This is a genomic window from Micromonospora sp. NPDC023814, from assembly GCF_040639595.1.
Taxonomy (GTDB): Bacteria; Actinomycetota; Actinomycetes; order Mycobacteriales; family Micromonosporaceae; genus Micromonospora.
The window spans coordinates 12,713-26,561 of record NZ_JBFAAF010000056.1 but is presented as its reverse complement, the minus strand read 5'-3'; the positions used below and the strand labels follow the sequence as shown (position 1 = coordinate 26,561).

Here is a 13,849-nt window from a genome sequence, read left to right as displayed (position 1 = left end):
CGCTGATGGCGCCGGTCTGCGTGCTGGTCGGGGCGCCGGGCTCCGGCAAGACCACGATCGGGCAGGCGCTCGCGGAGCTGCTCGGGGTCGAGTTCCGCGACACGGACGTGGACATCGCGCGGCTTGCCGGCAAGCCGATCCCGGAGATCTTCATCGACGAGGGCGAGGCCCACTTCCGTACCCTCGAACGGGCGGCGGTGGCGGCGGCGCTGGCCTCCTGCGAGGGGGTGCTGGCCCTCGGCGGCGGCGCGGTCCTCGCCGAGGAGAACCGCGCCGCCCTGGTCGGGCACCCCGTGGTGCACCTGTCCGTGGAGCTGCCCGACGCCGTCAAGCGCGTCGGGCTGGGGGCGGGCCGGCCGCTGCTGGCGATCAACCCGAGGGCGACGCTGAAGCACCTGCTGGACCAGCGCCGCCCGCTCTACGCCGAGGTGGCCACCGCGACCGTGCTCACCGACGGACGGGCCCCGGAGGAGATCGCCGCCGAGGTCGCGGCGCTGCTGAAGCACTGAGCGACCGGCCGGCCGCGGCGTACGTCACGAGTGTGCCGCGACCGGATCCGGCGGGCGGGACCGCCGCCGCGCGGGGTGCGCCGTCCGCCCGGGCCGGGTGCCACCGTCACGGTGTGGCCGCTCAGGCTGTGGTCAGCTCCCGGCGATCCGGTCGAGCACGTCGGCCAGGCCCTTCGGCTCGCTGAGCATCGGCCAGTGCCCGGTGGGCAGCGCGTGCAACTGGCCACCGGCCAGCCCCGCGAAGAACGGGTGCCCCTGCGCGATCATGCCCTCCACCACCTCCAGCGGGAAGGTGCTGGCCACCAGCGCGGTCGGCACCGCGCGCCCGCCGGTGCGGCGCACCGGGTCGGTGGCGGCGCGCAGCGGATGGGGGGTGGCGCGCCGCCGCAGCAGCGCGAGCGCGTCGGCGTCCAGGCCGGCCAGGTTCTCCGGGTCCTCGGCCGGGTCCCACGCGGGCGGGGGCAGCAGGTGGCCGTCGCCGATCCGGGCGCGCAGCCGCTCCTGCTCCTCCGGCGGGTTGGCGTCGAACTGCGACATGCCGTCCGGCATCGGCCCGCTCTCCACATAGACCACCCGGGCGATCCGGTCCGGGACGCGGTCGGCCGCCTGGGTCACCGGCAGCCCGCCACCGGAGTGCCCCACCAGCACCACGTCGTGCAGGTCCTCCACCTCGATCAGCCGGACGACGTCGGTGGTGTGCGTCTCCAGGCCCACCTCGGGGCCGGCCAGGTGGGCGCGCTCGGCCAACCCGGTCAGCGTCACCGGGTACACCTCGTGGCCCTGCTCGCGCAGCGCCGCGGTCACCTCCCGCCACGCCCAACCACCCAGCCAGAAGCCCGGAACCAGCACGAACGTCGTCATCTGCCTTCTCCCTCTGTCGTCGCTCCGGGAGACCGTACGATCGAATCCGGACGCTTTCCGTCCTGATTGAAGGAGTGGTCCGTGTCACATCCCGCCGCCAGGGTGCTCGGCATGCTCGAGCTGCTCCAGAGCCACCACCGGCTCACCGGGGCCGAGCTGGCCCGCCGGCTGTCGGTGGACGAGCGCACCGTGCGGCGCTACGCCGCGACGCTGGCCGAGCTGGGCATCCCGGTGGCCGCCGAGCGGGGCCGCCACGGCGGCTACCGGCTGCGCCCCGGCTACAAGCTGCCGCCGCTGATGCTCACCGACGACGAGGCGGTGGCCGTGCTGCTCGGGCTGGTCGCCGCCGAGCGGCTCGGGCTGGGCACCGAGGAACCGGCGACCGCCACCGCGCTGGCCAAGATCCGCCGGGTGCTCCCGTCCGCGCTGGGCGACCGGCTCGCCGCCGTGCAGGAGCACCTCGGCTTCACGCTGCGGCGCCCCACGGCGGAGGCCCGCCCGGCGACCGGGACGTTGCTCACCCTCGGCGCGGCCGCCCGGCACCGGCGCCGGGTGCGGCTGGACTACCGCTCCTGGTCCGGCGCAGCCTCCCGGCGGCAGCTCGACCCGTACGGCCTGGTCTTCCACGCCGGCCGGTGGTACGTCACGGGGCATGACCACCTGCGCGGGGAGGTGCGCACGTTCCGCCTGGACCGGATCGGCGAGGTCGAGACGGGGGAGGAGACGTTCGCCGTGCCCGACGGCTTCGACCCGGTGGCCCAGGTGACCCGCTCGCTGGCCGGCGTGCCCTACGCCCACGACGTCGAGGTGCTGCTCGAGACCGACCTGGCGACGGCCCGACGGCGGGTCCCGCCGAGCGTGGCCGAGCTGACGGAAAGCGCCGACGGGGTGCTGTTGCGCACCCGCGCGGAGAACCTCGACGGGATGGCCCAACTGCTCGCCGGGCTGGGCTGGCCGTTCACCGTGCTGAGCCCGGACGCCCTGCGTACCGCGGTGACCGAGCACGCCCGCCGGCTCGCCGGTTGGGCCGGACGGACGCCGGGTTGACCCGGCCGCCGGCGGCACGGTCGCCTCGGCGCCAGCGGCCCGGTCGCCTCGTGCCGGCGGTTTCGGCGGGCCGGGTGGCCACCACGTGGACAGTCCCGGTCCGGGACCGGACGGCTGGACTAGGCTGCCGGCGATGGACGAAATGACCCGGATCCCGGTCGGCGGCGAGCGCCCGTACGACGTGCTGGTGGGACGCGACCTGCTCGACGCGCTGCCCGGCCTGCTGCCGGGCGCGACCCGGGTGGCGGTGCTGCACGCGCCCCCGCTCAAGGAGTTGGCCGACGCGATCGGCGACCGGCTGCGCGCGGCCGGCGTCGCGCCGCTGCCGATCGAGGTGCCGGACGCCGAGGCGGGCAAGCACATCCATGTCGCCGCGGCCTGCTGGGACAAGCTGGGCGAGGCCGGGTTCACCCGCACCGACGCGGTGGTCGGGGTGGGCGGCGGCGCCGTCACCGACCTGGCCGGCTTCGTGGCGGCGTCCTGGCTACGCGGCGTGCGCTGGGTGCCGGTGGCGACCTCACTGCTGGGCATGGTCGACGCCGCAGTGGGTGGCAAGACCGGGATCAACACCTCGGCCGGGAAGAACCTGGTGGGCGCGTTCCACCCGCCGGTCGGGGTCCTCGCCGACCTGGCGACCCTGGACAGCCTGCCCCCGGCCGACCTCGCCGCCGGCCTCGCCGAGGTGGTCAAGTGCGGGTTCATCGCCGACCCGGTGATCCTCGACCTGGTGGAACGGGACCCGGTGGCGGCCACCGACCCGACCGGCCCCGTGACGCGGGAGCTGATCGAGCGGGCGATCCGGGTCAAGGCCGACGTGGTCTCCGGCGACCTGCGCGAGTCGGGGGTGCGGGAGGTGCTCAACTACGGTCACACCCTCGCCCACGCCATCGAGAAGGAGGAGGGCTACCGCTGGCGGCACGGGCACGCGGTGGCCGTCGGCATGGTCTACGCCGGTGAGCTGGCGCGGCTCGCCGGCCGCTTGGACGCCGCCACGGCGGAACGGCACCGCACGGCGATGGCGGCGTTGGGCCTGCCCACCAGCTACCCGGCCGACGCCTGGCCCCGACTGCTGGCCACGATGCGGGTGGACAAGAAGGCCCGGGGCAGCCAACTGCGCTTCGTGGTGCTGGACGGGCTGGCCCGCCCCGCCATCCTGGAGGGCCCGGCGGACGACCTGCTGGAGGCGGCCTACCGCGAGGTCGCGGCGTGAGGGTCTACGTGCTCAACGGCCCCAACCTCGGCCGGCTCGGCACCCGCCAGCCGGACGTCTACGGCGCGACCAGCTACGCGGACCTCGTGGCGCTCTGTGAGGCGACCGGGCGCGAGCTCGGCCTGGACGTGACCGTCCGGCAGACCGACGCCGAGCACGAGCTGCTGGGCTGGCTGCACGCCGCCGCCGACGAGGGCGCCGCGGTGGTGCTCAACCCGGCGGCCTGGTCGCACTACTCGTACGCGGTCCGGGACGCCTGCGCGATGCTGCGCGGGCCGCTGGTCGAGGTGCACATCTCCAACATCCACGCCCGGGAGGAGTTCCGGCACCACTCCGTGGTCTCGGCGGTCGCGACCGGGGTGATCTGCGGGCTCGGCGTCGACGGCTACCGCCTGGCCCTGCACCACCTGGCCCACCTGGCCCGCCTGGCCCACGGAAACCGAAACCGCTGACGGCGCGACCGCCGAGCAGTCGGGGAAATCCGTCGGCCGGGCCGGACTCCGGTTACTCGTCGCGCTGAGTGACGCTCGACACCCGTCACTCCGCGTCACTGCTTTCCTCGCGTCCGTGAAACGCCTCGCGGACGCTTTGCTCTGCACCCACATGCGCACCGGCGGCCTGAGCTGGGAGTCTTCGGCCAGCCGCAAGAGGTCGCTGCGCGACGAGTGTCACACACGGTGAGCGGTGCGTCCGTGGGTGCAGAGCAAAGGGCGCGCGAGGTGGGTGCCCGACGGGCGAGCGCCATGTGCGGAGGGTCACGGGTGTGGAGCGGTGGAGACGGCCGGTGGTGCGGGCGGGGCAGGGGTGGACGCGGCGGGCGCCGGTAGACGGCGGGCAGCGGTGCGCGGCGCAACTAGTAGACTTGCCAGGTCTGTCCGCCAATTGATGATCAAGGCAGGAAATGGCCACCACCAACGACCTGAAGAACGGCCTGGTACTCAACCTCGACGGAGAGCTCTGGGCCGTCGTCGAGTTCCAGCACGTCAAGCCCGGTAAGGGTGGTGCGTTCGTGCGTACCACGCTGAAGAACGTGCTGTCCGGCAAGGTGGTCGACAAGACCTTCAACGCGGGCACCAAGGTCGAGACCGCGACCGTGGACAAGCGCACGATGCAGTATCTGTACGCCGACGGCGAGGACTACGTCTTCATGGATCTGGAGACGTTCGACCAGATCACCGTCCCCGGCGGCACCGTCGGCGAGGCGGCGAACTACCTGCTGCCCGAGGCCGAGGCGACCGTCGCCACCCACGAGAGCGTCCCGCTCTACATCGAGCTGCCGACCAGCGTCGTGCTGGAGGTCACCTACACCGAGCCGGGTCTGCAGGGCGACCGGTCGACCGGCGGCAACAAGCCGGCCACCGTCGAGACCGGCGCGACCGTGCAGGTCCCGCTCTTCATCACCACCGGCGAGAAGATCAAGGTCGACACCCGCGACGGCCGTTACCTCGGCCGCGCCTGATGGCCGAGGGTCCCAAGCAGCAGATGCCGGCGCGCCGCAAGGCGCGCAAGCGGGCGCTGGACGTGCTCTTCGAGGCCGACCTGCGGGACCGTCCGCCGGTCGAGGTGCTCGCCGGCTACATCGAGCGGATCGAGAAGCCCCGGCCCGAGCACCTGGGATACGCGGTGAGCCTGGTCGAGGGGGTGGCCGCGCACCTCGACCGGATCGACGAGGTGATCGCCAGCTACGCCGAGGGCTGGACGCTCGGCCGGATGCCCGTGGTCGACCGCAACCTGGCCCGCATCGCGGTCTACGAGCTGCTCTACGTCGACGAGATCGACGACGCGGTGGCGATCAGCGAGGCCGTCGAGCTGGCCCGGCAGATGTCGACCGACGACTCCCCGCGCTTCCTCAACGGGATCCTCGGCCGCATCGCCGAGTACGCCACCCGCTGAGGCGGCCCGCAGCATTCCCGGCACTCGCGGCGTCCTCGCCGCCGGCGCCGTGTGACACGTACGACAGAAGGGCCCGTGCCGGACGGCACGGGCCCTTCTCGTGGTCGGGCTCAGGAGGCGAAGAACGCCCGCGGGTCGGCGACCAGCACACCGTGCTCGGTGAGCCGCTCGATCAGGCCGGACGGCGAGGCGTCGTAGACGATCGCGAGCGCGCGCAGGTCGTCGGCGCGGATCGAGAGCACGCGCCCGTTGTAGTCACCGCGCTGCTGCTGGATGGCGCGCGCGTAGCGGGCGACGTAGGCCAGGTCCTCGGAGGCCTCGTCGTACAGCCGCTCCAGGTCCAGGACGATCTTGCTGGTGGGCTCGTGGCGCACCCCGCTGCCGTCGGGCAGCAGCTCCGAGACGGGAACGCGGTAGAAGTCGGCCAGCTCGGCCAGGCGCGACACCGTGACGGCGCGGTCGCCGCGCTCGTACGAACCGACCACCACCGCCTTCCACCGCCCGTTCGACTTCTCCTCCACGCCCTGCAGGGACAGGCCCTGCTGCTGGCGGATGGAGCGCAGGCGGGCGCCCAGAGACTTGGCGTATTCAGAGGGCATTCGGACACTCCCAGTGCTGCTCGGGGTTCTCCCAGCGATCGCTACGGAGCGTGACGGTACGGGGATTGCGACACGTGGTCAAGTGGTCGTGACCCTACCGTTGGGGACCGTCGGGAGAGTTGTCCCGTTTCGTCGGCTGATTAAAGGGTCAGTGGCCGGCGGCGGTTGGCGCGGTGACCACTGGTAACGTGGCGTGAAGCCCCGGTCCGGCCGCTCGCGGTCCGGCGCCGGCATCCGACGTCCTTTAACGACCCGTCCCGTGAGGCGGGGAAGGAGGTCCGCCGTGGCCTACCCACCGGCTGCCCAGTCGTCGCCGCCGCGACAACCCTCGGTGAAGGTGATCCTCGCCAGCGCCGACGTTCAGCGCGTGGTCGACCGCATCGCCCACCAGATCCTGGAGAAGACCCAGGGCGCCGAGAACACCGTCCTGCTCGGCATCCCCACCCGGGGCGCCCCGCTCGCGAAACGGCTCGCCGCCCGGATCAGCACCTTCGAGGACGTGACCGTCCCGGTCGGCGTGCTCGACATCACCCTCTACCGCGACGACCTGCGCCGGCACGCCACCCGCGCGGTCGGGCCGACCCAGGTGCCGCCCGGCGGCATCGACGGCAAGCGGGTCATCCTCGTCGACGACGTGCTCTTCTCCGGACGTACGGTGCGGGCGGCGCTCGACGCGCTCAACGACGTGGGGCGCCCGGCGTCCGTCCAGCTCGCCGTCCTGGTCGACCGTGGGCACCGCGAGCTGCCGATCCGCGCCGACTACGTCGGCAAGAACATCCCGACCTCCCTCGCGGAGAGCGTGAAGGTCACCCTCGCGGAGACCGACGGCGCCGACGAGGTCAAGCTGTACGGGGGGACCCCCTCATGATCAGGCACCTGCTCTCCGGCGCCGACCTCGACGCCGCCACGGCCACCCAGATCCTGGACACCGCCGCCGAGATGGCCACCGTCGCCGGCCGGGAGGTCAAGAAGCTGCCCGCCCTGCGGGGTCGCACCGTGGTCAACCTCTTCTACGAGGACTCCACCCGGACCCGGATCTCGTTCGAGGCGGCGGCGAAGCGGCTCAGCGCCGACGTGATCAACTTCTCGGCCAAGGGCTCCAGCGTGGCGAAGGGCGAGAGCCTGAAGGACACCGCGCTGACCCTCCAGGCGATGGGCGCCGACGCGGTGGTCGTCCGGCACCCCGCCTCCGGCGCCCCGCACCGGCTCGCCGACTGGGTCGACGGCTCGGTGGTCAACGCCGGCGACGGCACCCACGAGCACCCCACCCAGGCGCTGCTCGACGCGTACACGATGCGCTCCCGGCTGGGGCGGCTGGCCGGCCTGTCGGTCGCGGTGGTCGGGGACGTGCTGCACAGCCGGGTGGCCCGCTCCAACGTGCTGCTGCTGTCCACCCTCGGCGCCAAGGTGACCCTGGTCGGGCCGCCGACGCTGATCCCCGTCCACATCGCGCAGGCGCTCGCGCCCGGCACCGACGTCTCCTACGACCTCGACGCGGTGCTGCCGCAGTCGGACGTGGTGATGATGCTGCGGGTGCAGCGGGAGCGGATGAACGACTCCTACTTCCCGTCCGCCCGCGAGTACGCCCGCCGCTACGGCCTGGACGGCCCGCGGATGCGCCGGCTGCCAGAGCACGCGATCGTCATGCACCCCGGCCCGATGAACCGGGGCATGGAGATCACGGCCGAGGTCGCCGACTCGCCCCGCTCCACCATCGTTGAACAGGTCGCCAACGGGGTCTCCGTCCGGATGGCCGTCCTCTACCTGCTGCTCGGGGGGAACAACCGGTGAGTTCGTACCTCATCTCCAACGTGAGCGTCGTCGGCGCCGCGCCGACCGACCTGCTGATCCGCGACGGCGTCGTCGCGGCCGTCGGCGCCGGGCTGGACGCGCCGGACGCCACCGTCGTCGACGGCACCGGGCTGGTCGCCCTGCCCGGCCTGGTCGACCTGCACACCCACCTGCGCGAGCCCGGCCGGGAGGACGCCGAGACCGTCGAGTCCGGGTCCCGGGCGGCGGCGCTCGGCGGCTACACCGCCGTCTGCGCGATGGCCAACACCTCGCCGGTCGCCGACACCGCCGGCGTGGTCGAGCAGGTCTGGCGGCTCGGCCGGGAGGCCGGGCTGGTCGACGTGCAGCCCATCGGTGCGGTCACCGTCGGTCTGGCCGGCGAGCAGCTCGCCGAGCTGGGCGCGATGGCCGACTCGGCGGCCCGGGTGCGGATCTTCTCCGACGACGGGCACTGCGTCGCCGACCCGAAGCTGATGCGCCGCGCCCTGGAGTACGTCAAGGCGTTCGACGGGATCATCGCCCAGCACGCCGAGGAGCCCCGGCTCACCGAGGGCGCGCAGATGCACGAGGGCGAGGTGTCGACCCGGCTCGGCCTGACCGGCTGGCCGGCGGTCGCCGAGGAGGCGATCATCGCGCGGGACGTGCTGCTCGCCGAGCACGTCGGCAGCCGGCTGCACGTCTGCCACGTCTCCACCGCCGGCAGCGTCGAGGTGCTGCGCCAGGCCAAGGCCCGGGGCATCCGGGTCACCGCCGAGGTGACCCCGCACCACCTGCTGCTCACCGACGAGGTCGTGAGCGGGAGGAGTGAGCTTGCGAGCCCCGCACTCGCGAACAACTGGAGCCCAGCCGGAGCCTACGACCCGGTCTACAAGGTCAACCCGCCGCTGCGCACCGCGACCGACATCGCCGCGCTGCGGGCCGCCCTGGTCGAGGGCGTGATCGACATCGTCGCCACCGACCACGCCCCGCACGCCGTGGAGGACAAGGAGTGCGAGTGGGCGTACGCCCGGCCGGGCATGCTCGGCCTGGAGACGGCGCTGTCCATCGCCCTCGACGTGCTCGGCCCCGAGTGGGACCTGATCGCCGAGCGGATGTCGCGCACCCCGGCCCGGATCGCCGGCCTGGAGGGGCACGGCCTCGACCCGGCGCCCGGCGTGCCCGCCAACCTGACCCTGGTCGACCCGGCCGCCCGCCGCACCATCGAGCCGGCGGAGCTGGCCAGTCGCAGCCGCAACACCCCGTACGCCCGCATGACGCTGCCGGGTCGCATCGTGGCGACCTTCCTGCGCGGCGAGCCGACGGTCCTGGACGGAAAGGCTGTCAAGTGAGCACCAAGCGCAGGCCCGCGATCCTCGTGCTGGAGGACGGGCGCACGTTCCACGGCGAGGCGTACGGCAGCGTCGGGGAGACCTTCGGCGAGGCGGTCTTCAACACCGGCATGACCGGCTACCAGGAGACCCTGACCGACCCCTCCTACCACCGGCAGGTGGTCGTGCAGACCGCCCCGCACATCGGCAACACCGGCGTCAACGGCGAGGACGACGAGTCCGGCCGGATCTGGGTCGCCGGCTACGTGGTCCGCGACCCGGCGCGGATCGGCTCGAACTGGCGGGCCACCGGCGGGCTGGAGGACCGGCTGGCCGCCGAGGGCGTGGTCGGCATCAGCGGCGTGGACACCCGGGCGCTGACCCGGCACCTGCGCGAGCGCGGCGCGATGCGGGTCGGCATCTCCAGCGTCGAGACCGACCCGCGGGCCCTGCTGGCCCGGGTGCGGCAGGCCCCGGAGATGGTCGGCGCGGACCTCTCCGCCGAGGTGACCACCGCGAAGCCGTACGTGGTGGCGGCCGAGGGCGAGCACCGCTTCACGGTGGCCGCGCTGGACCTGGGCATCAAGCGCAACGTGCCGCGCCGGCTGGCCGCGCGCGGCGTCACCACCCACGTGCTGCCCGCCACGTCCACCATCGACGACCTGCTCGCCACCGGCGCGGACGCCGTCTTCTTCTCGCCCGGCCCCGGCGACCCGGCCACCGCGGACGCGCCGGTGGCGCTGGCCCGCGAGGTGCTGCGCCGGAAGGTACCGCTGTTCGGCATCTGCTTCGGCAGCCAGATCCTCGGCCGGGCGCTCGGCTTCGGCACGTACAAGCTGGGCTACGGCCACCGGGGGATCAACCAGCCGGTGCTCGACCGGGTCACCGGCAAGGTCGAGGTGACCAGCCACAACCACGGCTTCGCGGTCGAGGTCCCGGGCGCACGGCAGGGCGCGGTCGTACCCGATCAGGTGATCGAGACCGAGTTCGGTGGCGTCCAGGTCAGTCACGTCTGCCTCAATGACAACGTCGTCGAGGGGCTGCGGGCCAAGGACGTGCCCGCCTTCACCGTCCAGTACCACCCGGAGGCGGCAGCCGGTCCGCACGACGCGGACTACCTCTTCGACCGCTTCGCCGAGCTGATCGAGGGCCGGACCCAGAACGAGGGGCGCACACATGCCTAAGCGGACCGATCTCAAGCACATCCTGGTGATCGGCTCCGGGCCGATCGTGATCGGGCAGGCCTGCGAGTTCGACTACTCCGGCACCCAGGCGTGCCGGGTGCTGCGCAGCGAGGGGATCCGGGTCAGCCTGGTCAACTCGAACCCGGCGACGATCATGACGGACCCGGAGTTCGCCGACGCCACCTACGTCGAGCCGATCACCCCGGAGTTCGTCGAGCTGGTCATCGCCAAGGAGCGCCCGGACGCGATCCTGCCCACCCTGGGCGGGCAGACCGCGCTGAACACCGCGGTCGCCCTGCACGATGCGGGCGTGCTGGAGAAGTACGGTGTCGAGCTGATCGGCGCCAACATCGAGGCGATCAACCGGGGCGAGGACCGCCAGCTGTTCAAGGACATCGTCGCCAAGGCCGGCGTACGCCTGGGCCTGGACGACCCGTCCGGCCTGGTGCCCCGGTCCCGGGTCTGCCACTCGATGGCCGAGGTCGAGGCCACGGTCGCCGAGCTGGGCCTGCCGGTGGTGATCCGGCCGTCGTTCACGATGGGCGGCCTCGGCTCCGGCATGGCGCACACCCCGGAGGAGCTGGCCCGCATCGCGGGTGACGGGCTCACCGCCAGCCCGGTGCACGAGGTGCTCATCGAGGAGAGCGTGCTCGGCTGGAAGGAGTACGAGCTCGAACTCATGCGCGACCGGCACGACAACGTGGTGGTCGTCTGCTCGATCGAGAACGTCGACCCGATGGGTGTGCACACCGGCGACAGCGTCACCGTGGCCCCGGCCATGACGCTGACCGACCGGGAGTACCAGCAGCTGCGCGACCTGGGCATCGCGGTGCTGCGCGAGGTCGGCGTGGACACCGGCGGCTGCAACATCCAGTTCGCGGTGAACCCGGCCGACGGCCGGATCGTGGTGATCGAGATGAACCCGCGGGTGTCCCGGTCGTCGGCGCTGGCCTCCAAGGCCACCGGCTTCCCGATCGCGAAGATCGCCGCGAAGCTGGCCATCGGCTACACCCTGGACGAGATCCCCAACGACATCACGCTGAAGACCCCGGCGGCGTTCGAGCCGACCCTGGACTACGTGGTGGTGAAGATCCCGCGGTTCGCGTTCGAGAAGTTCCCCGGCGCGGACCCGGAGCTGACCACCACGATGAAGTCCGTCGGCGAGGCGATGAGCCTGGGCCGCAACTTCAGCGAGGCGCTGAACAAGGCGATGCGCTCGCTGGAGACCAAGGCGGGCGGCTTCTGGACGCTGCCCGACCCGGCCGGCGCGACGAAGGAGAACACCCTCGCCGCGCTGCGGATGCCGCACGACGGCCGGCTCTACACGGTGGAGCGGGCGCTGCGGCTGGGCGCCTCGATCGCCGAGGTGGCCGCCGCGTCCGGCGGGATCGACCCGTGGTTCCTGGACCAGATCGCCGCCCTGGTCGAGCTGCGCGCGGAGATCGTCGCCGCGCCGGTGCTCGACGCCGACCTGTTGCGCCTGGCCAAGCGGGCCGGGTTGTCCGACCGGCAGCTGGCCGCGCTGCGCCCGGAGCTGGCCGCCGAGGACGGCGTACGCACGCTGCGGCACCGCCTGGACGTCCGCCCGGTCTACAAGACCGTGGACACCTGCGCCGCCGAGTTCGAGGCGAGCACGCCCTACCACTACTCCTCCTACGACTCCGAGACGGAGGTCGTCGGGTCGGACCGGCCGAAGGTGCTGATCCTCGGCTCCGGGCCGAACCGGATCGGGCAGGGCATCGAGTTCGACTACTCCTGCGTGCACGCGGTTCAGGCGCTGCGAAGCGCGCCGGCCGGCGGCGTGACGGGCGGCGGCTACGAGACCGTGATGGTCAACTGCAACCCGGAGACGGTCTCCACCGACTACGACACGGCCGACCGGCTCTACTTCGAGCCGCTCACCTTCGAGGACGTGCTGGAGGTCTGGCACGCGGAGGACTCCTCCGGCAGGGCGGCCGGCGGGCCGGGCGTGGTCGGGGTGATCGTGCAGCTCGGCGGGCAGACCCCGCTGGGCCTGGCGCAGCGGCTCAAGGACGCGGGTGTGCCGGTCGTCGGCACCTCCCCGGAGTCGATCCACCTGGCGGAGGAGCGGGGCGCGTTCGGGGCGGTGCTGGCCCGGGCCGGGCTGCGCGCCCCGGCGCACGGCATGGCCACCTCGTACGACGAGGCGAAGGCGATCGCCGACGAGATCGGCTACCCGGTGCTGGTCCGGCCGTCGTACGTGCTGGGCGGGCGCGGCATGGAGATCGTCTACGACGACGCGACGCTGCGCGACTACATCGGGCGGGCCACCGACATCTCCCCGGACCACCCGGTGCTCGTGGACCGGTTCCTCGACGACGCCATCGAGATCGACGTGGACGCGCTCTGCGACGCCGACGGCGAGGTCTACCTCGGCGGGGTGATGGAGCACATCGAGGAGGCCGGCATCCACTCCGGCGACTCGTCCTGCTCGCTGCCGCCGATCACCCTGGCCGGCTCGCACGTCGCGCAGGTCCGCCGCTACACGGAGGCGATCGCCCGGGGCATCGGCGTGCGCGGCCTGCTCAACGTGCAGTACGCGCTGAAGGACGACGTGCTCTACGTGCTGGAGGCGAACCCCCGCGCGTCCCGGACGGTCCCGTTCGTCTCCAAGGCCACGGCGGTGCCGCTGGCGAAGGCGGCGGCCCGGATCGCGCTCGGCGCCACCATCGCCGAGCTGCGTGCCGAGGGGCTGCTCCCGGCCACCGGGGACGGCGGCTCGCTGCCGGCCGGCGCCCCGATCGCGGTCAAGGAGGCGGTGCTGCCGTTCAAGCGGTTCCGCACCCCGACGGGCAAGGGCATGGATTCGCTGCTCGGGCCGGAGATGAAGTCGACCGGCGAGGTGATGGGCATCGACACGGCCTTCGGGAACGCCTTCGCCAAGTCGCAGTCGGCCGCGTACGGCTCGCTGCCGACCGCCGGGAAGATCTTCGTGTCGGTCGCCAACCGGGACAAGCGCGGCATGATCTTCCCGGTGAAGCGCCTGGCCGACCTGGGCTTCGAGATCGTCGCCACCACCGGCACCGCCGAGGTGCTGCGCCGGCACGGCATCGCCTGCGAGCAGATCCGCAAGCACTACGAGTCCGGCGCGGGCGAGGACGCGGTGTCGCTGATCCTCGGCGGCGACGTCGCCCTGGTCATCAACACCCCGCAGGGCTCGGGTGCCAGCGCCCGCTCGGACGGCTACGAGATCCGCAGCGCCGCCGTCACGGCGGACATCCCGTGCATCACCACCGTGCCGGGCGCGGCGGCGGCCGTGATGGGCATCGAGGCGCGCATCCGGGGCGACATGCAGGTCCGCCCCCTCCAGGAGCTGCACGCCGCCCTGCGGGCCGCCGAGTGACCCGCCCCCAGCCGGTTGATCATGAGGTTGTTGTCGTGACACGCCGGTGCGGCGGGCAACAACCTCATGATCAACGGGGGGCGG

At 72.9% G+C, this 13,849-nt stretch carries 13 protein-coding genes; 11 read left to right on the top strand and 2 right to left on the bottom strand.

Features of this window, described 5'->3' with window-relative positions; genetic code table 11:
* The first annotated feature begins 5 nt into the window (after window positions 1-5).
* Complete coding sequence (locus tag AB0G14_RS25455; protein ID WP_357701417.1) at window positions 6-509, top strand: shikimate kinase; 504 nt, start codon at window positions 6-8, stop codon at window positions 507-509.
* Between the two features lie 132 nt (window positions 510-641).
* On the opposite strand, the gene AB0G14_RS25450 is transcribed toward AB0G14_RS25455, so the two are convergent.
* Window positions 642-1,370: an alpha/beta hydrolase gene (locus AB0G14_RS25450; protein WP_357701415.1), complete on the bottom strand. Its 729-nt coding sequence runs from the start codon at window positions 1,368-1,370 to the stop codon at window positions 642-644.
* 81 nt (window positions 1,371-1,451) lie between these two features.
* Between AB0G14_RS25450 and AB0G14_RS25445 the strand changes: the two genes are divergently transcribed.
* From AB0G14_RS25445 to nusB, 5 genes are all read left to right on the top strand, one after another.
* Window positions 1,452-2,417 (top strand): YafY family protein, encoded by a 966-nt coding sequence (locus AB0G14_RS25445; RefSeq protein WP_357701413.1) that lies wholly within the window; start codon window positions 1,452-1,454, stop codon window positions 2,415-2,417.
* A 133-nt stretch (window positions 2,418-2,550) separates the two neighbouring features.
* Window positions 2,551-3,627 carry a 3-dehydroquinate synthase gene (gene aroB / locus AB0G14_RS25440; RefSeq protein WP_357701411.1) on the top strand — a complete coding sequence of 359 codons (1,077 nt, stop codon included), beginning with the start codon at window positions 2,551-2,553 and terminating at the stop codon, window positions 3,625-3,627.
* Window positions 3,624-4,079, top strand: a complete 456-nt coding sequence (aroQ, locus tag AB0G14_RS25435; protein ID WP_357701409.1) for a type II 3-dehydroquinate dehydratase — start codon at window positions 3,624-3,626, stop codon at window positions 4,077-4,079. The genes aroB and aroQ overlap by 4 nt, the downstream gene beginning before the upstream one ends.
* Before the next feature lie 449 nt (window positions 4,080-4,528).
* Window positions 4,529-5,086, top strand: a complete 558-nt coding sequence (gene efp / locus AB0G14_RS25430; protein WP_013285503.1) for an elongation factor P — start codon at window positions 4,529-4,531, stop codon at window positions 5,084-5,086.
* 23 nt (window positions 5,087-5,109) lie between these two features.
* Entirely contained in the window at window positions 5,110-5,520 is a 411-nt protein-coding gene (gene nusB / locus AB0G14_RS25425) for a transcription antitermination factor NusB (protein ID WP_357701454.1), read from the top strand.
* A gap of 110 nt (window positions 5,521-5,630) precedes the next feature.
* Here the strand turns inward: nusB and AB0G14_RS25420 are convergent, their stop codons facing one another.
* Window positions 5,631-6,119: a helix-turn-helix domain-containing protein gene (locus tag AB0G14_RS25420; RefSeq protein WP_013285505.1), complete on the bottom strand. Its 489-nt coding sequence runs from the start codon at window positions 6,117-6,119 to the stop codon at window positions 5,631-5,633.
* A gap of 283 nt (window positions 6,120-6,402) precedes the next feature.
* Between AB0G14_RS25420 and pyrR the strand changes: the two genes are divergently transcribed.
* From pyrR to carB, 5 genes are read left to right on the top strand one after another with little or no spacing between them, the layout of a single operon-like run.
* On the top strand, window positions 6,403-6,987 hold the full coding sequence (pyrR, locus tag AB0G14_RS25415) for a bifunctional pyr operon transcriptional regulator/uracil phosphoribosyltransferase PyrR (RefSeq protein WP_350708956.1): 585 nt from the start codon (window positions 6,403-6,405) through the stop codon (window positions 6,985-6,987).
* Complete coding sequence (locus AB0G14_RS25410; protein WP_357701406.1) at window positions 6,984-7,910, top strand: aspartate carbamoyltransferase catalytic subunit; 927 nt, start codon at window positions 6,984-6,986, stop codon at window positions 7,908-7,910. Before pyrR ends, AB0G14_RS25410 begins: the two co-directional genes overlap by 4 nt.
* A complete protein-coding gene (locus AB0G14_RS25405; RefSeq protein WP_357701404.1) occupies window positions 7,907-9,238 on the top strand; it encodes a dihydroorotase in 1,332 nt (443 codons plus the stop codon). Before AB0G14_RS25410 ends, AB0G14_RS25405 begins: the two co-directional genes overlap by 4 nt.
* Entirely contained in the window at window positions 9,235-10,401 is a 1,167-nt protein-coding gene (carA, locus tag AB0G14_RS25400; RefSeq protein ID WP_357701402.1) for a glutamine-hydrolyzing carbamoyl-phosphate synthase small subunit, read from the top strand. Before AB0G14_RS25405 ends, carA begins: the two co-directional genes overlap by 4 nt.
* Complete coding sequence (gene carB, locus AB0G14_RS25395; RefSeq protein ID WP_357701400.1) at window positions 10,394-13,765, top strand: carbamoyl-phosphate synthase large subunit; 3,372 nt, start codon at window positions 10,394-10,396, stop codon at window positions 13,763-13,765. Before carA ends, carB begins: the two co-directional genes overlap by 8 nt.
* The last annotated feature ends 84 nt before the right edge of the window (window positions 13,766-13,849 follow it).